Genomic DNA, 25,701 nt, shown 5'->3' with positions numbered 1-25,701 from the left:
AAGATCCGGGTTACGACCGAGGTTGTCACACCTGTCGGGAGAATTGACCCGACAGCGCGGTCCGCCCGACGACCCGGAGGTGAGTGGTGTCCAGCCCGATGTCCGGCGGTGGCATGGCCGGGTGGAGCATGCTCCGGTCGATGCGCAACCGCGACGAAGTCTCCACCCACCGGCTCAAGAGCGGGGTGGCCCGCCGCATCGTCGCCTTCGCCCAGCCCTACCGGCGCGACATCGTCGTCTTCCTGGCCACGGTCGTGCTCGCCGCCATCATCGGCGTCGCCACGCCGGTGCTCGCCGGTGACGTGATCAACGCGATCAACCGGGGCGGCACCGAGGCTGGTCGGCTCATCGTCCGGTTGGCCCTGTTCATCGCCGGGCTGGCGGTCGCCGACGCGTTGCTGTCCCTGGCCCAGCGGTGGTATTCCGCCCGCATCGGCGAGGGCATCATCCTCGACCTGCGCACCCGCGTCTACGACCACGTGCAGCGGATGCCGTTGCAGTTCTTCACCCGCACCCAGACCGGCGCCCTGGTCAGCCGGCTCAACAACGACGTGCTCGGCGCCCAGCGCGCGTTCACCTCCACCCTGTCCGGCGTGGTCAGCAACGTCATCCAACTGGTGCTCACCGCCGCGGTGATGTTCACCCTCTCCTGGCAGATCACCGCGCTCTCGCTGGTGCTGCTGCCGATCTTCATCATCCCGGCACGCCGGGTGGGCCGGCGGCTGGCCGACATCACGCGCGAGGCGTACAACCTCGACGCCAAGATGAACGCGACGATGACCGAGCGGTTCGGGGTGGCCGGCGCGCTGCTCGTGAAGCTGTTCGGGCAGCCCGAGATCGAGGCCCGCCGGTTCGCCGACCGGGCCGAGCGGGTGCGTGACATCGGCATCCAGTCCGCCATGTACTCCCGGACATTCTTCGTGGCGATGCTGCTGGTCGCCTCGCTGGCGCAGGCGCTCACCTACGGTCTCGGCGGCTGGCTCGCCGTCACCGGCGGCGTCAGCGCGGGCACCGTCGTGACCCTCGCGCTGCTGCTCACCCGCCTGTACGGGCCGCTCACCGCGCTCTCCAACGTCCGCGTGGACGTGATGAGCGCGCTGGTCTCCTTCGACCGGGTCTTCGAGGTGCTCGACCTCAAGCCCGGCATCGTGGAGAAGGCCGATGCCGTCCCGGTGCCCCGGGGCGCCGGCCGGGTCGACTTCCGCGACGTGCGCTTCCGCTATCCCAGCGCGGCCGAGATTTCCCTCGCCTCGCTGGAGGAGGTCGCCACCCTCGACCGCACCGTCAATGAGCCGGTGCTCAAGGGCGTCTCGTTCAGCGTCGAGCCGGGGCAGATGGTCGCCCTGGTGGGGCCGTCGGGCGCGGGCAAGTCGACACTGTCGATGCTCGTCTCCCGGATCTACGACGTCTCCGACGGCCAGGTCCTGGTCGGCGGGGTGGACGTGCGCGACGCGACGCTCGCCTCCCTGCGCGACGAGATCGGTGTGGTCACCCAGGACTCGCACCTGTTCCACGAGACCATCGCCGAGAACCTGCGCTACGCCAAGCCCGACGCCACCGACGACGAGATCTGGGCTGCGCTCGCCGGCGCCCAGGTCGCCGACCTGGTCCGGTCGCTGCCCGACGGTCTGGACACGACGGTGGGGGAGCGCGGCTACCGCTTCTCCGGCGGCGAGAAGCAGCGCATCGCCATCGCCCGACTGCTGCTCAAGGCCCCGTCGATCGTCATCCTCGACGAGGCGACCGCACACCTCGACTCGGAGAGCGAGGCCGCGGTGCAGCGTGCGCTGTCGGTGGCGCTGGCCGGACGTACCGCCCTGGTGATCGCCCACCGGCTCTCCACCGTCCGGGACGCCGACCAGATCCTCGTGCTCGACGGCGGTCGGATCGTCGAGCGCGGCCGGCACGACGAGCTGGTCGCCGTCGGCGGGCTCTACGCCGAGCTGTACCGCACCCAGTTCGCGGTCGCCGACTCGCCCCGCCCCTTCGTGGACGCGACCGGCCCCGAGCCGGTGGTCATGCCCCTGGGCACCTACGTCGCCGACGAGGCGATGCCGCCGGCCGCCGCCAACTGACGGACGCCTTGGTTGATCGACTCGGGTTGCTGGAAGTCGCGGTCTCCCGGTCGCGTCGACGGCCCGACTTCCTTGACGTCGAGTCGATCAACGGCGACACGGTCAGGTCGGGCGGCGCACCCGCAGGCCCGTCGCCGCGCGCAGCTCGGCGAACGCCGCGCCCAGCGTGACCGTCGTGAAGTGGGCGTTCAGGCCGCTTGGGTTCGGTAGCACCCAGAGCCGGGAGCCGGCCAGCGACTCCGGTTGCGGCCCGAAGGCCGCCTTCGGTCGTTGGAAACCGATCCGGTACGCGGTCACCCCCACCACGGCCACCCAGCGTGGTGTGAATCGGGCCACCTTGTCGGTCAGGACCGCGGCGCCGTCGAGCAGTTCCGCGGCGCTCAGCTCGTCGGCGCGGGCGCTGGCCCGGGCGGCCATGTTGGTGATGCCGAGGCCGAGGGGCGGTAACTCGACCTGCTCGCTCGGGTGCAGCAGTCGGGGGGTGAACCCGCCCAGGTGCAGCGCCGGCCAGAACCGGTTGCCGGGCCGGGCGAAGTGCCACCCGGTCGCGGCCGACCAGAGGCCGGGATTGATGCCGACGAAGAGCACCGACAGCGCTGGCGCGAGCACGTCCGGGATGGTCCGGTCCGCGGCTGCGGCCAGGTCCGTCTTGGTCGGACGGGACCGCGTGTTGATCGACCCGGGTTCTTGGAAGTCGGGGTGTCCTGGTCGCGTCGACGGCCCGACTTCCGGCAAGCCGAGTCGATCAACGGCCGGGTGACCGGGCTGGGTCGGCCCGTGCGGCGTGACCGCACGGGAAGCTCGCGGTCGGTCAGGCTTCACAGGCCCCGCAACGCGCCGCCGTCGACCGGCACGGTGAGGCCGGTCAGGTAACTCGCGGCGGGGGAGAGCACGAACGCGGCCACCCGACCGAACTCGGCCGGGTCGCCGAGGCGTCGCAACGGGATGAGGGCCTCCGCCTCGGCGCGGGCGCGCTCCGGGTCGCCGGTCGCGGCGAACAGCTCCCGGTTGCGGTCCGTCATGATCCGGCCGGGCAGCAGGCCGACGACGCGTACGCCGCGCGGGCCGTAGTCGTCGGCGATGTCCTTGGCGACGCCGACGAGGCCGGGCCGCAGGCCGTTGGAGATGCCGAGGCCGGGCACCGGCCCACGGGCCGACGTGGACAGCACCAGCCCGATCGCGCCCCCGTCGGGCAGGGCCCCGGCGACGGCGCGCGCGGTGCGGACGGTGCCCAGGAAGACGGTCTCGAAGGAGTTCCGCCACTGCTCGTCGGTGATCGACGCGGCGTTGCCGGCGGGCGGGCCGCCGACCGAGATCAGCGCGCCGTCGAGCCGGCCGAAGTGGGTGCGGGCCGCCGCGACGAGCCGCTCCGGGGTCTGCGGGTCGGTCAGGTCCGCGGCGACGCCGACCGCCTTGCCCGGACCGCCCAGCTGCTCGGCGGCGGCGGCCACCGCGTCCGCGTCCCGCGCCGAGAGCACCACCCGGGCACCGTCGGCGACCAGGCACTGCGCCGTCGCGTAACCCAGGCCGCGGGAGGCGCCGGTCAGCACGTACACGCGGTCGGTCAGTCCGAGATCCATAACGCCGATCCTGCCCGATCCGGAGCGTCCCCGCCAACGTTGGCGGCGGGGCGCAGCAGACGTACCCGACCGGCGACCTGCACCGCGATGGCGCCGCCGACGCGGGCGACGGCCGGCAGCCGGCGCGGACGTGGCGCGGTGTGCCCGTCGTAGCGCAGGGCCGCCTCCCGGACCGCCAGCTCCTCCGCGCCCGATGGCGGCAGTGCGGCCCGCCCGCGCAGGGTCCGGGCCAGATCCCAGCCGTCGCGCAGCGAGCCGGCCGTGGGGCGGCCGGCGGCCCAGTCGACGAAGGTCGACAGCCACGCCGGGCCGAGGCCGGCGGCGAGCAGCGGCCAGTGCCGGGCCACCTCGCCGGCGCGCTTGTTCAGCAGCGCCGCCCGGGCGGCGGCCAGCGGCCCCACCGCGAATCCGGCCGGCGACGGACCTCCGGCGACCAGCGCCGCGACCAACTCCGCCTGCCGCGCGGCCAGGCCGGGCCGGGGTGCGGGCCGCTCGGGTGCGCCGTCCCGGTCGCCGCCGGCCGCGCCGGCCAGGTCACGGCCGGGAGCGCCGGTCAGGTCACGGCCGGCAGCGCCGGTCATGTCACGGCCGGGAAGCCGGACGCCGCGGCCAGGGCGTCCAGTTCGGCGCGCAGCTCGGCGGCCGGCGGGTACCCGCCGTCGCGCTCCAGCAGCAGCGCCGGCGGCCGTCGCCGGGCACAGAGCGCGCCGACCAGCTCCAGCACCTGCGGCGGCATGGGATGGGTGTGCGTGTCGTGGTAGAAGCCGCCGTGTTCGGCCCCGCCGGCCACGTGCACGTAGCCGATCCGGTCCAGCGGCAGCCGGTCGAGCAGCGCGAGCGGGTCGGTGCCCCGGTTGCGGGCGTTGGCGTGCACGTTGGCGACGTCCAGCAGCAGCAGCGCGCCGGTCCGGTCCAGGATCTCGGTGAGGAAGTCCGCCTCGTCCAGCTCGTCGTCGGGCCAGTCGAAGAGGGCGGCGATCGGTTCCAGCGCGATCGGCACCGGCAGCTCGGCCTGCGCGCGGGCCACGTTCGCGCAGACCGCGTCGACCGCCTCCCGGCTGCGAGGGAGCGGCAGCAGGTGCCCGGCCTCCAGCCCACCGGCCCGCACGAACGCGATGTGCTCGCTGACCAGCGGGGCGTCCACCCGCTGCGCGACGGCGGCCAGGTGGGCGATGCGGGCCGGGTCGACCGGTTCGACGCCGCCGAGGGAGAGCCGCACCCCATGGGGTACGACTGTCACACCGCGCTCGCGCAGCCCCGTCAGCCCGACCGGAAGGGGCCCGGCCGACGCCACGGACTCGGCCACCACCTCGACGAAGCGCAACCCGGGCAGCTCGGCCACGAAACCGGCGATCTCGGGACGCCAGCCGATGCCGACGCCGTACGGGCCGGTCACCCGCCGCACCCACCGCCGCCGCACCCGCCGCCTCCACCGCAGGAGCTGCCACCGCCGCAGGAGCTGCCGGTCGTACCCGAGGACCCGGTGCCGGCACCCGACGACCAGCCGCTGCTGGCGATCGCCTGGCGCTGGATCTCGGCCTGCGCGGCGAAGCCCGGGTCGATGGCCCACAGCGACACCGTGCCGTACAGCGCCACGCCCATCGCCGCGCCGGCCGCGCCGTAGGTGGCGTACGCGGGGGACGAGTCGGGTGCGAGGTGGCGGTGTCGGTTCCGCAGGTCGCGCAGCGCGCTGCGACCGGCCGGGGTGGTCTCCGGCACCCGCCAGAGCAGCAGCACCGCCACCGCCACGCCGACCAGGGTGAGCAGCAGGAAGCCCACCGGTCGGCCGTTGGCCAGCCCGGCGAACAGCCGTACGACGCCGAACACCAGCAGGGCGGCGAGGAGCAGCCGCCACTGTTGTGCGGTGACCCGCCGCGCCGGGTTCACTCGCAGTCCCCGCTCTTCGAGGCGGGCCCCGAGCTGGTCGAGCGCGGCGGCCACCCGCTCGTCCTGGGCCAGGTCCCGGGCTCGGACGCCCTGGTGGGCGGCCCAGTGGATCGCCTGCTTCAGTGGGGTGAGCCCGGTCGGGGCCGGGCCGGTGGTGCGCAGGTGACGATCCGGGCCGACGTCGATCGCGCCGCTGCTCCGCAGGCCGCCCAGCGCGGCGTGCACCGCGAGGGTCGGCCCACCGTTGAGGTAGCCGACCTCCTCGGGGTCGAGCCGCTTGGCGACGGGGGGTTCCGCGCCGGTGCCGAGACGCACCCGGTGCAGCACCGCGACGGCGGCCACCACGACGGCCGCCACGAGGTAGAGCCGCAGGAAGGTCGGACCGGGGACACCCCAGGTGTCGCCCGAGGCGGCGTGGACGATCATCGGTTGCTCCTGTCGCCGGAGGGGTCGGCGGCCCCATTGTGGAGCACCGTCGCCATCCGGTCGGGCCGGGGCACCCGCGTCGTCGGCGGTGGCGCGAACACCGCTCAGCGGCGGCGGACCGCCTCCTCGACCAGGTCCAGCACCGGGCCCAGGTCACCGGCCGGTCGGCCCATGGCCAGGTGCAGCACCAGGCCGTCGTAGGCCAGCTCCAGGAACTGGGCCAGCACGTCGATCGGTACGTCCTCGCGCAGCACCCCGGCGTCGCGCTGGCGGGCCAGCCGGTCCCGGGTCGCCTCGGCGATCGCGGCGGACCGCTCGGCCCAGCGCTTGGCGAACGCCGGATCGGTGCGCAGCCGGCGGGACACCTCCAGTTGACTGCCCAGCCAGCCGGTGGTGTCCGGCGAGACGGCGCGGGCCAGCAGGTCGCGCATCACCTGCACCAGACCGTTACGGGCGACCGTTTCGACCATGGCGGCGGCGTCGTCCTCGGCGACGGCGAGGAAGAGCGAGTCCTTGTCGCGGAAGTGGTGGAAGATGGCGCCCCGGGACAGGCCGGTGGCCTCCTCGAGGCGGCGGACGGTGGCCCCCTCGTAGCCGAGTCGGGCGAAACACGCCCGGGCCGCGGCAAGGATCTCCTGCCGGCGCGCGTCGAGCTGGTCCTGACTTACTCTGGGCACACCTCGATCGTCGCAGGTCACCTCGGGCGGTGCAAACCGTACGTACGGCTTGGTAACGCGACGTTTACGATCCAGCGGTGACCCGCTCGTACCCCGCGCCGTCCGGCCCGCTGACCGTCGCCACCGTCCAGGCCACCCCGGCGCCCGGTGACGTCGCCGGAAACGCGGCGGCCGCCGCCGAGCTGGTCCGGCTCGCCGCCGGGCAGGGCGCCCGGGTGGTCGTCCTCCCCGAGCTGTACCTGTGCGCGTACCACCCGCCGACCCTCGCCGCCGATCCGGTCGGCACCCACGTGGCGGCCGACCCGGCCGGGCTGGTCGCCGACGGTCGGCTCGACCCGCTGCGCGCCGCGGCACGGACCGCCGGGGTCACCGTGGTGGTCGGCGCCGCGGTCCGGCACCCGGACGACCGGCGGACCATCGCCGCCCTCGTGGTTGACCGCGCTGGCGCCGTCCGGGTCGGGTACGACAAGCAGCAGCTCTGGGGCGACGAGCGCGACCTGTTCAGCCCCGGCGGGCGGGGCGCCACGCTGCTCGTCGACGACTGGCGGCTCGGGCTGGGCATCTGCTACGACGGCTGCTTCCCGGAGCACGGCCGGGCCGCCGCGCGCGACGGCGCGCACGCCTACCTGTGTCCCAGCGGCTACCTGGCCGGCTCGGAGCACCGCCGGGACCTGTACTACGCGGCGCGGGCACTGGACAACACGATGTTCGTGGTCTTCGCCAACGCTGTCGGCGGCAGCGACCCGTGGCGGTTCAACGGCGGTGCGGCGATCTACGACCCGCAGGGACGTACGCTCGCCCGGGGCGCCGACGAGGGCACGGACACGCTCGTGGCGACCCTCGAGCCGGCCGTGCTGACGGCCACCCGGGCGGCCCATTCGATGCTCGCCGATCTGCTGCCGGGCCAGGGCGGCGCGCGGATGTCGCTGACCGGTTAAGCCCATCGTCAACTCGAAACACGCGGGTCTGTTGGCGGACACGTCGGTCCCGTAGGGTGCCCGAGTGCCACTGCTCCTGCTGGACCTGGACAACACCCTGCTGGACCGGGCCGGGCCCTTCCGCCGCTGGGGTGAGCGCTTCCTGGACCGCATCGGCGCGCCCTCCACCGACATCGACTGGCTGGTCTCGCTCGACGCGGACGGGTTGACCGACCGCTGGGACCTGGCCGACGCGATCCGGGACCGCTACGAGCTGCGCATTCCCTCGATCGACCTGGTGGAGGAGCTGCACGACGGGGTGGTGGCGCAGACCCGGCTCGACCCGCTGACCGCCTGCGCGCTGCGCATCGCCGACGACGCGGGGTGGGTGCCCGTGGTGGTGTGCAACGGCACGGTACGCCTGGAGGACGCCAAGATCCGTCGTACCGGCCTGGACCGCTACGTCGCCGACTGGGTGATCTCCGAGGAGGCCGGGGTCAGCAAGCCCAACCCGCGGATCTTCGCGCTCGCCGCGCAGCGGGTCCGGATGCCGCTGCGTGGCGCGTGGGTGGTCGGCGACAGCCCGGAGGCGGACATCGGCGGCGCCGCCGCGGTGGGGTTGCCCAGCGTCTGGCTGCACCGGGGGCGGACCTGGTCGGACGTCCGGTTCGCGCCGAGCCGCACGGTGGACGGGCTGATCGCCGCCGTCGCCACGGTCCTCGCGAGCTGACGCGGCCACCGCAGTCGAGCTGACGCGGCCACCGCTGGCTGACACTTCCGGCGCTGGCTGACGGCGGCCACCGCTGTCGAGCTGACGCTTCCGGCGCTGGCCGACGCGGAAAACCGTCGTAATTCGGTTGACCCGCTGTCCGAGCCGCGGCGAGGATGGGCGGCGCATCGTGCACCGGGCATACCGCCCGTTCGAGGAGAGGAGGCCGGTCATGGCCGTCTTCGCAGGTCGCTTTCCGCTGCCTATCTCAGCCTCGACCAAGGGAACCTCACCACAGTGCGCGATCATGACCTCCCGGCGCTGGAGCGCCGGACCCGCGGCAAGCGCCGCTTCGACGACGACGAACCGCAGTTTCTGAAGCGGGCCCGGCCCACCGAGTCGCCCGCCGATCCCGACACCGAGCCTGATCCCGACACCGGCGAACGCTGGTCGTCCTGGGACGACGCGGTGCACGGGCCACAGCCGTACCCGGACTGGTTGGTCACCGAACTGGCCGCCAAGGACACCGAGCTGGGTGTGCTGAAGACCGGCAAGGAGGCGGACGTCCACCTGGTCCGCCGGGCGGTGCCGGACACGGACCGGTCCTGCCTGCTGGCGGTGAAGCGGTACCGGGACGCCGAGCATCGGCTGTTCCACCGCGACGCCGGCTATCTGGAGGGCCGCCGCGTGCGGCGTTCCCGGGAGATGCGGGCGATGGTCGGCCGGACGGCCTTCGGCCGCCAGATGATCGCCGGGCAGTGGGCGGCGGCCGAGTTCGCGGCGCTGGCGCGGCTCTGGGAGATCGGCGCCGGGAACGACCGGATCGCCGTGCCGTACCCCGTGCAGTTGCGGGGCACCGAGCTGATGTTGGAGTTCGTCGGCGACGCCGGGTCGGGCCTGGCGGCGCCCCGGCTGGCCCAGCTGCGGCCCGGCCCAGCCGAGCTGCGCGACCTGTGGGGCCAGCTGGTCGAGGCGCTGCGCGTGCTGGCCCGGGCGGGCTACGCGCACGGCGACCTGTCGCCGTACAACCTGCTCGTGCACTCCGGGCGGCTGGTCGTGATCGATCTGCCGCAGGTGGTCGACGTGGTGGCGAACCCGCAGGGGCCCGAGTTCCTGGCCCGCGACGTACGGGTGGTCGGCGCCTGGTTCGTGGCCCGGGGGTTGAGCGCCGAACAGGCCGATCCCGGCGCGCTGACGGGGGAGTTGCTGCGCGAGGCGGGCATCCGCTGACCGGAGCGGGTCGGGTGGCCGGGGTGGCCGCCCGACCCGCCCGTGTCGATCACTGCAGGTAGCGCTCCACCTCGGGCTTGGGGCGTTCGCCCTGCGAGTCGGGGTCGCCGTGGCTGGATCGGGCGGCCCGGCGGCGGCGCAGCAGGTCCCAGCACTGGTCGAGGGATTCCTCCAGGGCGCGCAGCCGCTCGCTGGTCTCGCCCTCGGTGCCGGACTCGTGGGCCTGGGCCTCCGCGCGCAGCCGGTGCTCCTCGTCGACCAGCTCGGAGATCCGGTTCAGGATGGTCTTGTCGTCCATGCCACAGAGCCTGGCACAGGGTGCCCGTCATCGCCCGGATTCGGGGGTACCGGTGCGTCCTTGCTCACTGCGCTGCCCGCCCTCTGGGACTGCCCGGACGTGGCCCGCCCCGGCGGGTCCGGTGGACGACCGACCGCGGAACCGTCGTCGTTCGGACCGGCCGACGGCGGCGGCGGATCGATCTACGGGCGCGACCTGCGCCGGTGCCGGGTCCTGACAATCCACTCAGGACCGACCGGGGCGCAGACATCGATGCCCGTCTAGGGCAACGATCGAATCTCACCGGTCACAGGTCTGGAGGTGTCCCGGATTTGGTGAGATGCTTCCGACGCCCAGAAGGTGAAAATTCCACAGTCCCGACCGGCCGAAGTGGACCGCCCAGGCCGCCGGGGCGACGAGGAGACAGCGCATGTCCCAGGTGTCCGATGCCGGCCCCGCCCCCGTCAGCACCGAACCCCGGATGATCCCACTCCGTCGTGCCCTGCCCGCGCTGGTCCGCGATCCGCTCGGCGCGCTCGTCGGCTTCGCGGACGCCGCCGGTGGCGACGTCGTCCGGCTGAACCTCGGCTCGTTCCGTCCCTACCTGGTCAGCCATCCCGAGCACCTGCAACGAGTGCTGAGGGACAACGTTGCCAACTACACCCGCGACGGGGAGGGCCTGTTGTGGCGGCCGGTCCGGCGGATCGTCGGCGACGCCATCCTGGTCGCCGAGGGTGAGATCTGGGAGTCCAGCCGCGGCGCGCTGCAACCCCTGTTCACCGCCAAGCGCGCCGAGACGCTCGTCGACCGGATGGCCGAGGCGATCAACGAGGCCGTCGACGAGTGGCTGGAGCCGGCCCGCGACGGCCGCCCGATCGACGGCGGCGCGGAACTCACCCGGATCGTGCTGCGGACCACGATGCGGGTGCTCTTCGCCGACCGCATCTCGGTGCCGGACGCGTTGCGGATCAGCGCCGCGCTGGACACCGTCACCACCGCGATGCTCCCGCGTCTGCTGGTGCCGTTCGTGCCGTACGCGGTGCCGATGCCCGGCGACCGGCCCTTCCGCGAGGCGGTGCGGACCATCGACGAGGTGGTGCTGCCGATCATCCGGGAGGCCCGCGCCCGGCCCACCGACGGCGACGACATCATCTCCACCCTCTGCCGGCCGCGCGCCGACGGCAGCGAGCCCGACGAGTACGCGATCCGCGGCGACGTGGTCGCGATGTTCTCCACCGCCACCGAGACCACGATCGCGCTGCTCTCCTGGCTGTGGCCGGTGCTGGCGTCCCGGCCCGACGTGGCGGAGCTGATGACCGACGAGATCGAGCGGGTGGTGGGCTCCGAACGGGTCGGCCGCGAGCACCTGCCGCAGCTGCGCTACGGCCGGATGGTGCTCGACGAGATGCTGCGGCTCTACCCGGCCGGTTGGATGATCCCCCGTACCGCCGTCGCGGACGACGTGCTGGGCGGTGCGCGGATCAAGGCGGGTGGCACCGTGCTGGTCAGCCCGTACGTCACCCAGCGGATGTCGACCTTCTGGGACGATCCGACGCTGTTCGATCCGGAGCGCTTCGCGCCGGAGAAGCCCCGCCGGCGCTACCGCTACTCGTACTTCCCGTTCGGTGGTGGGCCGCACCAGTGCCTCGGGCAGTACCTGTTCCTGCTGGAGGCGCAGCTCATCGTCAGCACCGTGCTGAGCCGCTACCGGTTCCGGCTGCGCGAGCCCGTCGGCCTGACACCCCGGCTCGGCGCCTCGCTGCAACCCAAGCAGCGGGCCGAGCTGATCGTCACTCCGGTCGAACGCCCGGTCGTCTCGTGACCGGCGCGCCGTGGCCGGTGCAGGCCGGGCCCGACGCCGTCGCCGAGCAGGGCCGGGTGTGCGCGCTCGCCGTACGAGGCGTCCGCGACCTGCAGGCCGTCACCGCCGCCCACCCGGAACTCTTCGACGCCGCGCCGTTCGACGCCGCGCTGCTCAGTTCGGTGGCCACCGCGATCGCGTTCACCGCGCCGTGGCACACCGCCGCCGAACTGCGGCTCACCACCCGTACCCTGCTCTGGGTCTTCGCCGCCGACTGGCAGGTCGACTACCTCGCCCGGTCGGCGGACGACGTCCGGGCGATCGTGACCGACTGCCTGGCGGTCGCCGACGGCGCCGCGCCGCCGCCCGGCCGGCACCTCGCGCGACTGTTGGCCGACCTGCGCGACGAGCTGGCCGCCGTGCCGGCGTTCCGCCGGCTGCGCCCGATCTGGCGCGAGGAGCTGGCCCGGATGCTCGCCGCCGTGTCGCGGGAGTGGGACTGGAAGAACCTGCCCACCGACCCGACCACCGGGCAGCGCCTGCCGGACCTGGACCGCTACCTGGACAACGCCGACAACCTCGCCTGCTCCTTCGTCAACGTCACCCACTGGATCGCCACCGGTGACGACAGGACCCTCGCCCAGTTGACCGACCTGCTCGACGCCGGCCGTGGCGTGCAGCGGGTGCTGCGGCTGGTCAACGACCTCGCCACGCACGAGCGGGACGCCGAGTGGGGCGACCTGAACGCCCTGCTGCTGGTCGACGACCCGGCGCGGGTGCACGCCCGGCTCGCCGAGCTGACCACCCGGTCCCGCGGCGACCTCGCCGCCCTCGCCGAGCGTTGCCCTCGCCAGGCGGACTACCTGCACCGGCAGATCTCCTTCACGGGTGGCTTCTACCAGCTCTCGGACTTCTGGGGAGCACGCGATGAGTGAGGGCCCGGGGCACGTGCTGGTCCAACCCCCCACCGACGCCGCGCGCGAGCTGATCGCCGGCCTGGCGCTGCGCCCGTGGGGGCAGGTAGCCCCCTCGGTGTACGAGAGCGGCCGGCTGGTCGCCGACGCGCCCTGGCTGCCGGGGCACCACCAGCGGATCGGGTTCCTGCTGCGCGGGCAGCGCCCCGACGGGGCGTGGGGCCCGCCCGAGGGGTACGCCCTGGTGCCCACCCTCAGCGCCGTCGACGCCCTGCTCGCGGCGCTGGCCGACGGAAAGTCTGCCGGTCCGCACCTGCTCACCCCGGTGCGGCGCGGGCTGGACGCGCTCACCGGCCGCCTGCTCGCCACGCACGCGCGGGCGCTGCCCGACACTCCGGCGCTGGATCTCATCGTTCCCGCCCTGGTCGAGTCGATCAACGGGCGGTTGACCCGGTTGGGTCGGGCGGTCGCCGACCGGTTGCCCCGTCCGCCGCTCGCGCTGCCCGCCGGGCTCGGCCCCGACCGGCTGCGGGCGGTACGCGGCGCGGTCGCCGCCGGGGCGCCGCTGCCGGCGAAGCTGGCCCACTTCTACGAGGTGCTGGGCGCGACGCCGGCCGACGCCGGGCCGACCCTCACCGCGGTCGGCGCGTCACCCGCCGCGACCGCCGCCTGGCTGAGCGCCGCCGGCCCGGACGCCGGCCCCGCCGCGTACACGTTCCTGCGGACGCTGATCCGCGACGGCGACGGTCCGGTGCCCTGTCCGACCCCGATCACCGTGTTCGAGCGGGCCTGGGTGCTCGGCGGCCTGCGTCGTGCCGGTGTCGCGCTCAACCCGCCGGCGGCCGTGCTGCGCACCCTGGCCGCCGCCACCGCCGCCGAGGGCATCGCCACCGGCGAGGGGCTGCCGACCGACGCCGACACCACCTCGGTCACGTTGGACGCGCTGGCCCGGCTCGGCCACCTCGCCGACCCGGCGGGCCTGTGGGCGTACGAGACGGCGGACGGTTTCTGCACCTGGCCGGGGAGTGAGGACGGCTTCTCGGTCACCACCAACGCGCACGTGCTGGACGCGTTCGGCCAGTACGTGACCGGGCACCCCGGCGCGGACGCGCGGTACCACCGGACGGTCGACCGGCTCAGCGCCGTGCTGCCGGCGCACCAGCTCGCCGACGGCCGCTGGCAGGACCGGTGGCACGCCTCGCCGTACTACGCGACGGCCTGCTGCGTGCTGGCCCTGGCGGAGTTCGGTCGCGGCGGCGTGGCGGCCGAGGCGCTCGACCGGGCCGCCGGTTGGGTGCTGGACGGGCAGCGGGCCGACGGGTCGTGGGGGCGGTGGGACGGCACGGTCGAGGAGACCGCGTACGCCCTGCAGGTGCTGGTGGCCGTGCCGACCGGAGCGCCCCGGGTCGACGACGCGGTGGCGCGCGGCCACGCCTATCTCCACCAACGGTCCGACCGGTCGGACCCTCCACTGTGGTACGGAAAAGAGCTGTACTGTCCTACCGCGATCGTTCGCGCGGCTGTCCTGGCTGCCTGTCGGCTCGCCTCCGCCCATCTGGGCGGGGTCGACCGTTCGGTGGTGGATTGTGGTTACCAGGCAACAAAAACAGCGACTTGAGGGGTTGTGTGGACACTGCTAGCGTACGCAGAGCCTCAGCCCCGTACGCCCCGCCGTGGCGGGACGTCGTCCTCCATGATCACCCGTTGATGAGCTGAGTCAACGCCCTGCCTGGGACGGTTCAATGCGTTCTCGCGGTACGAGTATCCGCACCAAGGTTGTCGCCCTGCTGCTCTCCCTGGTCGCGCTCTGGATGTTCGCGGCGTGGGTCACCCTGCGGGACGGTTTCAACCTGCTCGGTGTCCAGCTGCTCAACAGCAGGGTCTACGCGCCCAGCGAACCCCTGCTGCAGGAGCTTCAGCTTGAGCGGCGGCTGACCCAGGCGTACCTCAGCAACCCCGACGCCGCGCAGCGCGCGGCCCTGGAGGCCGAGCAGCGCAAGGCCACCCAACTGGCGGACGACTTCGCCGACTCGGTCCGCAACTGGCAGGTCGACGTGGCCGGCAGCTCCGCCCTCGACGTCCAGCTCGACGACACGATCGCGCAGATCAACGAGTTGAGACAGACCCGGGCCGACGTGCTGGGCCGCAAGGTCGACCGGATCTCCGCCGCGGACGCCTACACGGACGCCATCGAATCGATCTTCCGGATCTACGACGTCACCGGCAGCCTCGACGACAAGGAGATCGCCGCCGACGCGGCCGCCCTGATCCAGCTCAACCGGATGAAGGAACTGATCTCGCAGGAGGACGCGCTGCTCAGCGGCCTCTTCGGCACCGGTCGGATCAGCGGCCCCGAGTACGCCCGCTACGTCAGCCTGGTCGGCGCCGAGCGGTTCCTCGGCGAGGAGACCCGCGCCCGGCTCGCCGACGCCGATCAGCGGCGCTACCAACAGCTCGTCGAGGGTGAGGCCTTCAGCCGGCTGCGCGCCGTCCAGGACAGCATCATCCGCGAGGGCCGGCCGGCGACCCAGTTGCCGGTCGGCTCCGAACAGTGGCGCGGCACCGTCGAGCCGGCGCTCGCCGAGGTCAACGACGCCGTCGTCGACGGCGGCGACGACATCGTCGGCCGGGCCACCGGCGTGGCCGTGATGGTCGTCGTCCGACTCGTGCTCGCCACCGGCCTGGGTCTGCTCGCCGTCATCGCCTCGGTCGTCGTCTCGATCACCACGGCCCGCACCCTCCTGCGCCAGCTCGACCGGCTGCGGCAGGCCGCCTGGCAGCTCGCCGACGAGCGGCTGCCCCGCGTGGTCGACCGGCTCGGCCGAGGCGAGGAGGTCGACGTCGCCACCGAAGCGCCCCCGCTCGAGTTCGGCACCGACGAGATCGGCCAGGTCGGCAAGGCGTTCAACGCCGTCCAGGAGACCGCCCTGCGCACCGCCGTCGAGCAGGCCGACCTGCGCCGCAACGTCCGCGAGGTCTTCCTCAGCCTGGCCCGACGAACCCAGGCGCTGGTTCACCGCCAGCTCACCCTGCTCGACGCGATGGAGCGGCGCGAGCACGACGCGGAGGAGTTGGAGGACCTGTTCCGGGTCGACCACCTGGCCACCCGGATGCGGCGCAACGCGGAGAACCTGATCGTGCTCTCCGGCTCCACCCCGGGCCGGGCCTGGCGGCGCAACGTCCCCATGGTGGACGTCGTACGTGGCGCGGTGGCCGAGGTGGAGGACTACACCCGGGTCAACGTGCTGCCGCTGGGGGCCGTCTCGCTCGCCGGCCGGGCGGTCGGCGACATCATCCACCTGCTCGCCGAGCTGATCGAGAACGGCCTGTCGTTCTCGCCACCGCACACCACCGTGGAGGTCCGTGGCCAGCTCGTGGCGAACGGCTTCGCCATCGAGATCGAGGACCGGGGCCTCGGCATGAGCGAGGAGGATCTGGCGGCGGCGAACCACCGCATCGTCGACCAGTCCGAGCTGAACCTGGCCAACGCCGCCCGCCTGGGCCTCTACGTGGTGAGCCGGCTGACCGAGCGGCACGGCGTGCGGGTCCGCCTCAAGGAATCGGCGTACGGCGGCACCACCGCCGTCGTCCTCATCCCGCTGGAGCTGATCACGGCGAACGGCGCCGCCCCGGAGGACTCCGGCGCGATCCCGGCCGGCCCGACGGCCATCGCGCTGCCGGCCGGCCCGACCGCCGCCGGCCCCGTCGAGGGCGGTCGTCCCGCCAGCCTCTCGACGGTCGCGGTCGCCACCGCGGCGACGGACACCAGCGCCCCAGGCGCGGCGCAGCCGGTCACCCCGGTCGCCCCGGCGCTGGCCGAGAGCAGTACCACCACCGAGCAGACGGACGAGGGCGACAAGGACGTCGTACTCCCCACCCGCCAGCGGACCGCGGCGGCGGACCTGCCCACCCGGGCCCGGCGTGTCCTGGGCCAGCCGGCCCTGGAGGGCCCGACGGTACCGACCGGCCTGCCCGCCGTGGAGCGGGCCGGCACCGGTGGCAGCGAGCCGAGCACCGACGGCGGGCCGGTCCCGGCGCGGACCGAGACGGACCGCACCGGCTCCGGACTGCCGGTCCGCGTCCGCCAGGCGAACATCGTGCCCGAGCTGCGCGACGACCCGGCGGCGACCGAGTCCGACGAGGAGGACGTGGTACGGCCACCCGAGCAGGTACGCCGGATGATGAGCTCCTATCAGACCGGCACCCGGCGCGGCCGGACCGACGCGGCGCGACTGCTCGGCGGCGCGCCGGGCGCCACGCCCGACTCGACCGACGAGGAACCGCAAGCCACCTGACCGAGCACCTTCGCTGCGGGTTCCGCGTGGTGTGACGGTCAAGCCCAAGACGAATACGGCGCAACTGCCGGGCGAGAAGAGGACGACGAAGTGGCCCAGAAGACGGCTTCGAGTGCCGACCTGACGTGGTTGCTGGATGATCTGGTGGGCCGGGTGAAGCAGGCCGAGCATGCGGTCGCGCTCTCCACCGACGGGTTGTTGATGGCTTCCTCGCAGGGGCTGAACCGGGACGACGGCGAGCACCTCGCGGCGATGGCGGCCGGTATCCAGAGCCTGGCCCGGGGCGCCGGCAAGCGCTTCGGCGGCGGGCAGGTGCAGCAGACCATCATCGAGATGCAGTCGTCGTTCCTGTTCGTGACCGCCGCCGGCCGCAACGCCTGCCTGGCCGTCCTCGCCACCGAGGACGCCGACGTCGGTCTCATCGCGTACGAGATGGCGATGCTCGTCACCCGCGTCGGCAAGTACGTGGCCTCCCCGTCGCGGAGCGCCGAACAGTCGGCTGGCGAGAGGTAACGGCCATGACGGTGCAGGGAGAGTCCGCAGAGCATCAGTGGGTGGATGACCATGCGGGCCCGGTGGTGCGCCCGTACGCGGTGACACGTGGGCGGGCCCGCCCGGTCACCGGCACGTTCGACCTGATCTCCCTGGTCACCGCGACCCGCGCCGACGTGACGCCGGAGATCGGGATCGGTCCTGAGCACCTGGCGATCGTCGGCCTCTGCCAGCGAATACAGTCCGTCGCCGAGATCGCGGCCCACCTCGACCTGCCGGTGGGAACCATCCGGGTGCTCCTCGGCGACCTGGCGGCCCGCAACCTCGTGCAGGTACGCGAGCCGCACACCACGGCCGGCCTTCCCGACAACAGCATCTTCGAGGCGGTAATCAATGGACTACGGGCACTCTGACCGGCCGGCGGGAGCGACGCCACTGCCCACCGCGATCAAGATCCTGGTCGCCGGTGGTTTCGGCGTGGGCAAGACCACCATGGTCGGAGCGGTGAGCGAGACCCGGCCGTTGCGCACCGAGGAGGTGCTGACCGAGACCGGCGTCGGCATCGACGACCTGTCCGGGGTGGAGGGCAAGACCACCACCACGGTGGCGATGGACTTCGGTCGGATCACCATCAGCGACGACCTCGTGCTCTACCTGTTCGGCACGCCCGGTCAGGACCGGTTCTGGTTCGTCTGGGACGAGCTGGCGTTGGGCGCGATCGGCGCGGTCGTCCTGGCCGACACCCGTCGGCTGGCCGACTGCTTCCCGTCGATCGACTACTTCGAGGGTCGGGGCACCCCGTTCGTCGTGGCGGTCAACTGCTTCGAAGGCGCGCGTCAGTACCGGCTCGACGAGGTGCAGACCGCGCTGAACCTCGACCCGGGCGTACCGGTGCTGCTCTGCGACGCGCGTCAGCGGGAGTCCAGCAAGGAGGTGCTGGTGACCCTCATGGAGCACGCCATGAAGACCCGCGAGGCCCGTCGCCGCGCCGCCAGCGGAGACTGATCGAGGTTTTTTCCGGGAGGCTGTCCGGATCGCTCCTGTCCGCTCGTCATGCTGGCGACAACCCGAGAAACAGGGAGCGACCGATGAAGTTCATGATGTTCGTCTGCAGCGACACCGCACCGGATACCGACCCGACCGAGCTGCCCGACATCCACAAGTGGGTGGCCGACAACGACGCCCGGGGCCGCCGCCTGACCGGCAACGTGCTGGCGCCGACCAGCGCGGCCACCACGGTCCGTGTTCGTGACGGCGAGCTGCTGGTCTCCGAGGGACCGTTCGCGGAGACCGCCGAGGTGATCGTGGGTTTCGACCTGCTCGACTGCGCCGACGTGGACGAGGCGATCGAGGTGGCCCGTACCCACCCGATGGCCCGGGAGGGGCGGCTGGAGCTGCGCCCGTTCGGCGCTCTGTCCAGTTGAGCGGATGACCGGCACCGACACCACGACCGGTGCGCCGGACCGTGTCGGCCCGGCCGCGGCGGCGCGGGCCGTCGCGGCCGCCGGCGTGGACGCGTACCCCCGGATCGTCGCGACCCTGATCCGACTGACCGGGGACTGGGCGTTGGCCGAGGACTGCGCCCAGGAATCCCTGGCCGCCGCGCTGGAACGCTGGCCCGGCGACGGCGTGCCGGTCAATCCCGGTGGCTGGCTCATGACGGTGGCCCGCAACCGCGCGATCGACGTGCTGCGTCGGGCCACCGTGGAGCGCCGCAAGCTGCACGACCTGGCGCTGCTCGCGCCGACCGACGCGCGGCCCGAGCACGACGTCGAGGACGACCGCTTGAGACTCGTCTTCACCTGCTGCCACCCGGCGCTCGCCCTCGACGCCCGGGTGGCGCTGACGCTGCGGACCGTCTGCGGGGTGCCGACCGCCGACATCGCCCGCCTCCTGCTGGTCAGTGAGTCGACGATGACCCGCCGGCTGACCCGGGCCCGGACCCGGATCGCGCAGGCCGGCATCCCGTACCGGGTGCCGACCGGGCCGGCGCTGGCCGAACGGCTGCCGGGCGTACTCGCCGTGCTGTACCTGCTCTTCACCCGCGGCTACGTCCCTGACGGCGAACCGGCGTTCGCCGACGAGGCCGTGCGGCTGGCCCGGCTGCTGGACGCGTTGATGCCGGAGCAGTCCGAGGTCGCGGCGCTGCGGGCGCTGCTGCTGTTCCAGCACTCCCGTCGGGACGCCCGTCGGGACGCCGCGGGCAACCTGCTCACCCTGGCGCGGCAGGACCGCGCGCGGTGGGACCGGGCGGCCATCGCCGAGGGCCAGGCGGCTCTTGCCCGGGTACGCGACGACGGGCCGTACGCGTGGCAGGCTCGGATCGCGGCCTGCCACGCCACCGCGCCGTCCGTCGACGCCACCGACTGGGCGACGATCGCGCGGGCCTACGACGCGCTGGCGGGTATCCGGCCGTCACCGGTGATCGCGCTCAACCGTGCGGTCGCGCACGGCTACGCGTACGGGCCGACCGCCGGGCTGGCCCTGCTCGACGAGGCGCGTGCCGAGGGTGGGCTGTCCGGCAACCCGCTCGCCGGGGCGGTGGAGGCCGACCTGGTGGCCCGGCAGGATGATCCGCTGCGGGCCGTCACGCTGTTCCGGGCGGCGGCGGCCGCGGTGGACTCGCCCGCGCAGCGCCGCGCCCTGCTCGACCGGGCGGACGAGCTGTCTCGCTAACGAACCATCCGCACTCCCCCCCGGCCCTCGCCCCGCCTCGCCCCGCTCCGCCCTGCCTCGCCCCGCCCCGCCCCGCCCCGCCCCGCCCCGCCCTCGCCCCGCCTCGTCGATCATGGAGTTGTGGTGGGCAACAAAACCCCCGTGAAACCTCAAACCAGGCACCACAACTCCATGATCCACGGGCCGGGACCGCTCGCTCCCGCTTCGCGATCTTGCACTTTCTGTCCCGGCAAAAGGGGTATCCCACTCATGTGGACAACAGAAACTGCAAGATCGGCGCGATCTTCTCCCTCGGCGCGCTCCGGGTCGCCGGGGCGAGGGCGAGTGCCGGGCCGGCGGGGTTCGTGGAGTCTCGTACGTCGATGACGCCCGCGAGACTGTTGGTCACCTCGACGCGCTACTCGGCGACAAAGGTTCCTGAGCCCGGTACGCCGACCACCAGTCCGCGAGATTTGAGAGCGTCCACGGCGCGGGCGACCGTCCGCCGGGCTGACCCGTACTCCTGGGCCGGCGCGTCGTACGTCGGTAGGCGTGAGCCCGGTCGGAACTCCCCGGCGGCGATCCGGCGAGTCAGATCGTCCTCGATCTCTCGGGCCGTGTACGGGATGGGCATAAGGCGTGGCCCCTGGTAGACATCGGGTCGGCACGGGTCGCTGCCGGAGAAACGGGCGTCCCGCCTCGTGACAGGAGGCGGGCGTTCCGCCCGTCGTGTGGAGGTGGTGCCGGTGCTGCCCGAGGAGAAGCCGATGCAGGTGCCTGTCAACGTCGGTGCGTGGCGATGGCCGATCCGGCCCGAGCGGATCGAGTGTGGAGAGTGCGGGCGATGCGCTGCCGGTTGAGCGGTTCACGGCGCTGTCCGAGCTGGCCCAGACCCTCAGCGAGCACGCGTCGCGCTGCCGTGTCTTCCTCCGAGGACGCGAGCGGCCGGCCGCCCTGGCCCCATTCGGCGACGGCCGACCCGACCGGACCACGCCAGCGGTCGTACCGCGCGCCGGGCGTCGTACCCGAAGAGCGCTGGCGCCCCCGGTGCGGGCCGCCGGCCGCGCACACCGCCGATGGTCCTTCCTGGATCTGCGACGCCTGCGGGAAGGACTGGCCCTGCCCGACGCTGCCCGCGACCCCGACGGACGCCGCCCGACGGGCGACCCTGATCCCCGAGTACTCGCGGATCACCCGCCGGGCAACCCGCGACCTGCGCGGCCGGCCGGGCGGCCCCGGCCCGGTCGCCATCGTCCGCCGTTTCCTCTGGTTCCTGCCGCTGACCGACGAGGAGGCCCGCGCGGTCGCACTGCGGCTGCGCTGAGCGCTGACCCCGTCGGACACGAGCCGGCGACCGCTACGGTGGCCGCATGACATTGCCGTTCGAACTCGCTTTGCGTGGTTACGACATGCGTCAGGTCGAGAGTCTCCTTGCCGAGGTCGACAGGGCTCTGGCTACCGACAGCGCGGCGTCACGGGCTGCCGCGCGGGACGCGCTTCGGGCGGCCAGCTTTCGACGGCGGCTACGTGGCTACGAGATACAGCAGGTGGATGCGGCGATAGACCAACGGCTTGCTGCCCTCGCGCTCCCGGGCACCCACGACGGACCGGCGTGACCAGCGGGCTTCCCGCCCGTGCTCGGACGGCAAACCTTCCTCGGCTCTGACGGCGAAGGCCGCCCCCGCCGAAGCGGGAGCGGCCTTCGACCAGCCGTACCTGATCAGTTGGCGATCATGCGGCGCAGCACGTACTGCAGGATGCCGCCGTGGCGGTAGTAGTCCGCCTCACCCGGGGTGTCGATCCGCACGACGGCCTCGAACTCGACACCCGTGTCGGTCGTGACCGTCACCGTGCGCGGGGTCTCGCCGTCGTTCAGGGCCGTCACACCGGTGATGGTGAACATCTCGGTGCCGGTGAGGCCCAGCGACGCGGCGGTGACGTCCACCGGGAACTGCAGCGGCAGCACGCCCATGCCGATGAGGTTGGAGCGGTGGATCCGCTCGTACGACTCGGCGATGACCGCCCGGACGCCCAGCAGCATCGTGCCCTTGGCCGCCCAGTCCCGCGACGAGCCCGAGCCGTACTCCTTGCCGGCCAGGATGACCAGCGGGATGCCGGCCTCCTGGTAGGCCATCGAGGCGTCGTAGATCGAGGTCTGCTCGCCGGTGAGGTGGTTGACGGTGAAGCCGCCCTCCACCCCGGGCACCAGCTGGTTACGCAGCCGGATGTTGGCGAAGGTGCCCCGGATCATCACCTCGTGGTTGCCCCGGCGCGAGCCGTACGAGTTGAACTCGTGGCGCGGCACGCCGTGTTCGGCCAGGTAGGTGCCGGCGGGGGAGTCCGCCTTGATCGCACCGGCCGGCGAGATGTGGTCGGTGGTCACCGAGTCACCCAGCTTGGCCAGCACCCGGGCGCCGGAGATGTCGACGACCGCGCTCGGCTCCTGCTGCATGCCCTCGAAGTACGGGGGCTTGCGCACGTAGGTCGAGTCGCTGTCCCAGGCGAAGGTGTCGCCGGTCGGGGTGGGCAGCGACTGCCACCGCTCGTCACCGGCGAAGACGTCGGCGTACGCGGCGCTGAAGCCGGTCGCGCCGATCGCCTGGGCGATGACGTCCTGGATCTCGGCGCTGTTCGGCCAGATCTCCCGCAGGTAGACCGGGTTGCCCTCGGTGTCCTCACCGATCGGCTCGTTGGCCAGGTCGATGTCCATCGTGCCGGCGAGGGCGTACGCGACGACCAGCGGCGGGGACGCCAGGTAGTTCATCTTGACGTCCGGGTTGATCCGGCCCTCGAAGTTGCGGTTGCCCGAGAGCACCGAGACGACCGACAGGTCGTGCTCGTTGACCGCGGCGGACACCTCCTCGGGCAGCGGACCCGAGTTGCCGATGCAGGTCGTGCAGCCGTAGCCGACCAGGTTGAAGCCGAGCTTGTCCAGGTACGGCGTGAGACCGGCCCGCTCGTAGTAGTCCATGACCACCTTCGAGCCCGGGGCCAGGGTGGTCTTCACCCACGGCTTGCGGGTCAGGCCCTTCTCGACCGCGTTGCGGGCCAGCAGGGCCGCGCCGATCATTACCTGCGGGTTGGACGTGTTGGTGCAGGAGGTGATGGCGGCGATCACCACGGCGCCGTGGTCCAGCTCGTACTCGACGCCGTCGGTGCCGGTGACCCGGATCGGGTTGCTGGCCCGACCGCCCGCGCCGGTGGCGGCGGTCTCCAGGTCGCGCGGCTCGTCGGCCGGGTCGCTGAACTCGTTGGCCGGCGGGTCGCTGGCCGGGAACGACTCGGCGCTGGCCTCGTCGGCCGGGCCGTTCGCGCCGCGCGGCAGCTCCTCGCGGGCCACGCTCGGCTTGAGGTCACGCTCGCCGGTGGAGTCGTCGGCGACGTAGTCGGTCAGCGCCGAGCGGAACAGCGTCTTGGCGCTGCCCAGCGGCACCCGGTCCTGCGGGCGCTTCGGGCCGGCGAGCGACGGCTCGATGGTGCTCAGGTCCAGCTCGAGGCGCTCCGAGTAGGAGGGCTCGGCCGCCGGGTCGTGCCAGAGGCCCTGCTCCTTGGCGTACGCCTCGACGAGCGCGACCTGCGCGGCGTCCCGACCGGTCAGCTCCAGGTAGCGGATCGTCTCGGCGTCGATCGGGAAGATCGCCACGGTGGAGCCGTACTCCGGGGACATGTTGCCGATGGTGGCCCGGTTTGCCAGCGGCACGGCGCTCACGCCGGGGCCGTAGAACTCGACGAACTTGCCGACCACGCCGTGCTTGCGCAGCATCTCGGTGATGGTCAGCACCAGGTCGGTGGCGGTGGTGCCGGCCGGCATCTCGCCGGAGAGCTTGAAGCCGACGACCCGGGGGATCAGCATGCTGACCGGCTGGCCGAGCATCGCGGCCTCGGCCTCGATGCCGCCGACGCCCCAGCCCAGCACGCCCAGGCCGTTGACCATCGTGGTGTGCGAGTCGGTGCCGACCACGGTGTCCGGGTACGCCTGCCCGTTGCGTTCCATGATCGTGCGGGCCAGGTACTCGATGTTGACCTGGTGCACGATGCCGGTGCCCGGCGGGACGACCTTGAACTCGTTGAACGCGGTCTGGCCCCAGCGCAGGAACTGGTAGCGCTCCTTGTTGCGCTCGTACTCCAGCTCGACGTTGCGGGCGAACGCGTCCTCGCGGCCGAACAGGTCGGCGATGACCGAGTGGTCGATGACCAGCTCGGCGGGGGCGAGCGGGTTCACCTTGGTGGCGTCGCCGCCGAGCTCGCGGACGGCCTCGCGCATGGTGGCCAGGTCGACCACGCAGGGCACGCCGGTGAAGTCCTGCATGAGCACCCGCGCCGGGGTGAACTGGATCTCCACGCTCGGGTCGGCGGTCGGGTCCCACCCGCCGAGCTGCTCGATGTGGTCGGCGGTGATGTTCGCGCCGTCCTCGGTCCGCAGCAGGTTCTCCAGCAGGATCTTCAGGCTGTACGGCAGCCGGTCGTGGCCGTCCACCTTGTCGATCTTGAAAATCTCGTAGCTCGCGTCTCCGACGCGTAGCTGGGTCTTCGCACCGAAGGTGTCGAGGCTCGCCACGTCGTACTCCTTCACACCAGCGACCGTGAGTAGTCCTGAGCAGTCTGTCGCACCGGCCGGGGCGCCGCCGAGGTTAGGTAACACTTACCGCCGATTCTGCTCTCAAACAAAACCGTACGTCCGTCTTGCTATTTGCGCAACCCAGCCGGCCCGCTCGCCACCCCTCATCCCTAGCCTCCTAGGACGCTTTACGGATTGTGCGGCAGTAGTCGAGGGGCCGATCGCCGCGTCGACCGCGGGTAGGGTTCGAGGCCCGGTCGGAGGAGGGTCACCCGTGTTCGACGTCCAGCACTGGCTCGTGTCGCTGCCGCCGATCGCGGTCTACCTGCTCGTCGCCGGGGTGATCGGCGTGGAGAGCATGGGCGTGCCCCTGCCCGGTGAGATCGTCCTGGTCAGCTCCGCGCTGCTCGCGGCCACCGGAGTGGTGGAACCCGAGTGGGTGGCGACGGCCGCCGCGACCGGAGCGATCGTCGGTGACTCCATCGGGTACGCGGTGGGGCGTCGCGGCGGACGTCCGCTGCTCGCCCGGCTCGGCCGACGCTTCCCCCGTCATCTCGGCCCCGCCCAACTCGCCCGTGCCGAGCAGAGCTTCGCCCGGCACGGTGTGTGGGCGGTGTTCTTCGGTCGGTTCGTGGCGCTGCTGCGGATCCTGGCCGGCCCGCTCGCCGGGGCCCTGCACGTGCCGTACCGGCGGTTCCTGGTGGCCAACGCCGCCGGCGGGCTGGTCTGGGCGTTCGGCACCACGTACCTGCTGTTCAGCGTCGGTCGGGCGGCCGAGCACTGGCTCAAGGACATCTCCTGGGCCGGCCTTGTCCTCGCGGTGCTGGCCGGCCTGGGCAGCACGTGGTGGCTACGTCGACGTGCCCACCGTCTGGAGGCCGCCGAGCCGGAGCCGTCGGGCGAGCCTGCGCCGGCCACCGATTCAGAGCAGCCTGCCGACCCGGCGCTGGCCCAGACCCGACACCGGTAGCGCACCTGGCGCCGGCTCGCGCCGGCAGGAAGATCCCGGACCCGGGTACGCCGAAAGGGCCGGACCCCGTGGGGTCCGGCCCTTTGCGGTGTGGTTGTCAGCTGGTGGCGTAGCCGCGGGTGGCGATCCAGTCGGCGAGGTGCTCGACGGTGATGTCGTAGGCGGCGGTGTTCGCATCGGCGGAGTCGGCGATCCGCACGGTGTTGCCGGCATCGCGGTAGCCCACGACGCTGATGTA

At 72.9% G+C, this 25,701-nt stretch carries 25 protein-coding genes and 3 pseudogenes; 17 read left to right on the top strand and 11 right to left on the bottom strand.

Translation table 11 applies throughout. From position 1 onward, the window contains the following. The first annotated feature begins 98 nt into the window (after nt 1-98). Nucleotides 99-2,075 carry an ABC transporter ATP-binding protein gene (locus AB0J36_RS30325; RefSeq protein WP_357134370.1) on the top strand — a complete coding sequence of 659 codons (1,977 nt, stop codon included), beginning with the start codon at nt 99-101 and terminating at the stop codon, nt 2,073-2,075. 102 nt (nt 2,076-2,177) lie between these two features. Here the strand turns inward: AB0J36_RS30325 and mug are convergent, their stop codons facing one another. From mug to AB0J36_RS30300, 5 genes are all read right to left on the bottom strand, one after another. Beyond that, the gene (gene mug, locus AB0J36_RS30320) at nt 2,178-2,750 is read right to left on the bottom strand and encodes a G/U mismatch-specific DNA glycosylase (RefSeq protein WP_363661442.1); all 573 of its coding nucleotides are present in this window, start codon (nt 2,748-2,750) and stop codon (nt 2,178-2,180) included. A 143-nt stretch (nt 2,751-2,893) separates the two neighbouring features. Beyond that, nucleotides 2,894-3,655, bottom strand: coding sequence for an SDR family oxidoreductase (locus AB0J36_RS30315; RefSeq protein ID WP_357170862.1), 762 nt, complete (start codon nt 3,653-3,655; stop codon nt 2,894-2,896). Next, the gene (locus AB0J36_RS30310; RefSeq protein WP_357171221.1) at nt 3,640-4,125 is read right to left on the bottom strand and encodes a hypothetical protein; all 486 of its coding nucleotides are present in this window, start codon (nt 4,123-4,125) and stop codon (nt 3,640-3,642) included. The genes AB0J36_RS30315 and AB0J36_RS30310 overlap by 16 nt, the downstream gene beginning before the upstream one ends. 107 nt (nt 4,126-4,232) lie before the next feature. Continuing rightward, nucleotides 4,233-5,051 (bottom strand): DUF692 domain-containing protein, encoded by an 819-nt coding sequence (locus AB0J36_RS30305; RefSeq protein WP_363661439.1) that lies wholly within the window; start codon nt 5,049-5,051, stop codon nt 4,233-4,235. Beyond that, nucleotides 5,048-5,968 carry a TIGR04222 domain-containing membrane protein gene (locus AB0J36_RS30300; protein WP_357170866.1) on the bottom strand — a complete coding sequence of 307 codons (921 nt, stop codon included), beginning with the start codon at nt 5,966-5,968 and terminating at the stop codon, nt 5,048-5,050. Before AB0J36_RS30300 ends, AB0J36_RS30305 begins: the two co-directional genes overlap by 4 nt. A gap of 38 nt (nt 5,969-6,006) precedes the next feature. On the opposite strand from AB0J36_RS30300, the pseudogene AB0J36_RS30295 reads away from it, so the two are divergent. Continuing rightward, nucleotides 6,007-6,147: pseudogene (locus tag AB0J36_RS30295) on the top strand (hypothetical protein); the annotation flags it as partial. A 324-nt stretch (nt 6,148-6,471) separates the two neighbouring features. Here the strand turns inward: AB0J36_RS30295 and AB0J36_RS30290 are convergent. After that, nucleotides 6,472-6,645: pseudogene (locus AB0J36_RS30290) on the bottom strand (helix-turn-helix domain-containing protein); the annotation flags it as partial. A 77-nt stretch (nt 6,646-6,722) separates the two neighbouring features. Between AB0J36_RS30290 and AB0J36_RS30285 the strand changes: the two are divergent. From AB0J36_RS30285 to AB0J36_RS30275, 3 genes are all read left to right on the top strand, one after another. Next, nucleotides 6,723-7,583 (top strand): carbon-nitrogen hydrolase family protein, encoded by an 861-nt coding sequence (locus AB0J36_RS30285; RefSeq protein ID WP_357134341.1) that lies wholly within the window; start codon nt 6,723-6,725, stop codon nt 7,581-7,583. 64 nt (nt 7,584-7,647) lie between these two features. Continuing rightward, nucleotides 7,648-8,292, top strand: coding sequence for an HAD family hydrolase (locus AB0J36_RS30280; protein WP_357134343.1), 645 nt, complete (start codon nt 7,648-7,650; stop codon nt 8,290-8,292). 276 nt (nt 8,293-8,568) lie between these two features. Continuing rightward, entirely contained in the window at nt 8,569-9,501 is a 933-nt protein-coding gene (locus AB0J36_RS30275) for an RIO1 family regulatory kinase/ATPase (protein ID WP_357170869.1), read from the top strand. 49 nt (nt 9,502-9,550) lie between these two features. Here the strand turns inward: AB0J36_RS30275 and AB0J36_RS30270 are convergent, their stop codons facing one another. Then, the gene (locus AB0J36_RS30270; RefSeq protein ID WP_355053546.1) at nt 9,551-9,799 is read right to left on the bottom strand and encodes a DUF2630 family protein; all 249 of its coding nucleotides are present in this window, start codon (nt 9,797-9,799) and stop codon (nt 9,551-9,553) included. Between the two features lie 463 nt (nt 9,800-10,262). Between AB0J36_RS30270 and AB0J36_RS30265 the strand changes: the two genes are divergently transcribed. The 9 genes from AB0J36_RS30265 to AB0J36_RS30225 all read left to right on the top strand — a co-directional run bounded on the left by AB0J36_RS30265 (nt 10,263) and on the right by AB0J36_RS30225 (nt 19,956). Continuing rightward, nucleotides 10,263-11,600, top strand: a complete 1,338-nt coding sequence (locus AB0J36_RS30265; protein ID WP_357134376.1) for a cytochrome P450 — start codon at nt 10,263-10,265, stop codon at nt 11,598-11,600. Then, a complete protein-coding gene (locus tag AB0J36_RS30260) occupies nt 11,597-12,514 on the top strand; it encodes a terpene synthase family protein (RefSeq protein WP_357398649.1) in 918 nt (305 codons plus the stop codon). The genes AB0J36_RS30265 and AB0J36_RS30260 overlap by 4 nt, the downstream gene beginning before the upstream one ends. Beyond that, nucleotides 12,507-14,111 (top strand): prenyltransferase, encoded by a 1,605-nt coding sequence (locus AB0J36_RS30255; protein WP_357134348.1) that lies wholly within the window; start codon nt 12,507-12,509, stop codon nt 14,109-14,111. The genes AB0J36_RS30260 and AB0J36_RS30255 overlap by 8 nt, the downstream gene beginning before the upstream one ends. A gap of 124 nt (nt 14,112-14,235) precedes the next feature. Continuing rightward, nucleotides 14,236-16,788, top strand: coding sequence for a nitrate- and nitrite sensing domain-containing protein (locus AB0J36_RS30250; protein WP_363661438.1), 2,553 nt, complete (start codon nt 14,236-14,238; stop codon nt 16,786-16,788). A gap of 90 nt (nt 16,789-16,878) precedes the next feature. Then, on the top strand, nt 16,879-17,301 hold the full coding sequence (locus AB0J36_RS30245) for a roadblock/LC7 domain-containing protein (protein ID WP_357134351.1): 423 nt from the start codon (nt 16,879-16,881) through the stop codon (nt 17,299-17,301). A 5-nt stretch (nt 17,302-17,306) separates the two neighbouring features. After that, nucleotides 17,307-17,693 carry a DUF742 domain-containing protein gene (locus AB0J36_RS30240; protein ID WP_357134353.1) on the top strand — a complete coding sequence of 129 codons (387 nt, stop codon included), beginning with the start codon at nt 17,307-17,309 and terminating at the stop codon, nt 17,691-17,693. Then, nucleotides 17,674-18,285 carry an ATP/GTP-binding protein gene (locus AB0J36_RS30235; protein WP_355053540.1) on the top strand — a complete coding sequence of 204 codons (612 nt, stop codon included), beginning with the start codon at nt 17,674-17,676 and terminating at the stop codon, nt 18,283-18,285. The genes AB0J36_RS30240 and AB0J36_RS30235 overlap by 20 nt, the downstream gene beginning before the upstream one ends. A gap of 83 nt (nt 18,286-18,368) precedes the next feature. Beyond that, nucleotides 18,369-18,704: a YciI family protein gene (locus tag AB0J36_RS30230; protein WP_357134355.1), complete on the top strand. Its 336-nt coding sequence runs from the start codon at nt 18,369-18,371 to the stop codon at nt 18,702-18,704. 4 nt (nt 18,705-18,708) lie between these two features. Further along, nucleotides 18,709-19,956 carry a sigma-70 family RNA polymerase sigma factor gene (locus tag AB0J36_RS30225; RefSeq protein WP_357170873.1) on the top strand — a complete coding sequence of 416 codons (1,248 nt, stop codon included), beginning with the start codon at nt 18,709-18,711 and terminating at the stop codon, nt 19,954-19,956. Nucleotides 19,957-20,203: 247 nt separating this feature from the next. Here AB0J36_RS30225 and AB0J36_RS30220 read toward each other — a convergent pair whose 3' ends face one another. Then, nucleotides 20,204-20,344, bottom strand: a complete 141-nt coding sequence (locus AB0J36_RS30220; RefSeq protein WP_357134358.1) for a hypothetical protein — start codon at nt 20,342-20,344, stop codon at nt 20,204-20,206. A gap of 9 nt (nt 20,345-20,353) precedes the next feature. After that, on the bottom strand, nt 20,354-20,569 hold the full coding sequence (locus AB0J36_RS30215) for a winged helix-turn-helix domain-containing protein (protein WP_363661437.1): 216 nt from the start codon (nt 20,567-20,569) through the stop codon (nt 20,354-20,356). Between the two features lie 285 nt (nt 20,570-20,854). On the opposite strand from AB0J36_RS30215, the gene AB0J36_RS30210 reads away from it, so the two are divergent. Both AB0J36_RS30210 and AB0J36_RS30205 read left to right on the top strand, forming a co-directional pair. Beyond that, complete coding sequence (locus AB0J36_RS30210) at nt 20,855-21,259, top strand: hypothetical protein (RefSeq protein ID WP_363661436.1); 405 nt, start codon at nt 20,855-20,857, stop codon at nt 21,257-21,259. Between the two features lie 46 nt (nt 21,260-21,305). After that, nucleotides 21,306-21,551 (top strand): DivIVA domain-containing protein, encoded by a 246-nt coding sequence (locus AB0J36_RS30205; RefSeq protein WP_357398660.1) that lies wholly within the window; start codon nt 21,306-21,308, stop codon nt 21,549-21,551. A gap of 104 nt (nt 21,552-21,655) precedes the next feature. Here the strand turns inward: AB0J36_RS30205 and AB0J36_RS30200 are convergent, their stop codons facing one another. Further along, complete coding sequence (locus AB0J36_RS30200) at nt 21,656-24,508, bottom strand: aconitate hydratase (RefSeq protein ID WP_363661435.1); 2,853 nt, start codon at nt 24,506-24,508, stop codon at nt 21,656-21,658. Nucleotides 24,509-24,767: 259 nt separating this feature from the next. Here AB0J36_RS30200 and AB0J36_RS30195 point away from each other — a divergent pair, with 259 nt between their 5' ends. Then, nucleotides 24,768-25,463: a DedA family protein gene (locus tag AB0J36_RS30195; RefSeq protein WP_357134367.1), complete on the top strand. Its 696-nt coding sequence runs from the start codon at nt 24,768-24,770 to the stop codon at nt 25,461-25,463. 97 nt (nt 25,464-25,560) lie between these two features. Here AB0J36_RS30195 and AB0J36_RS30190 read toward each other — a convergent pair. Further along, nucleotides 25,561-25,701 (bottom strand): annotated as a pseudogene (locus AB0J36_RS30190) (phytochelatin synthase); the annotation flags it as partial.

This window comes from Micromonospora sp. NPDC049662, assembly GCF_040675055.1.
In the GTDB taxonomy this organism is placed as follows: Bacteria; Actinomycetota; Actinomycetes; order Mycobacteriales; family Micromonosporaceae; genus Micromonospora.
Note: the sequence above shows the minus strand (reverse complement) of the source record. Positions and strands in the feature narration are given on the sequence as shown.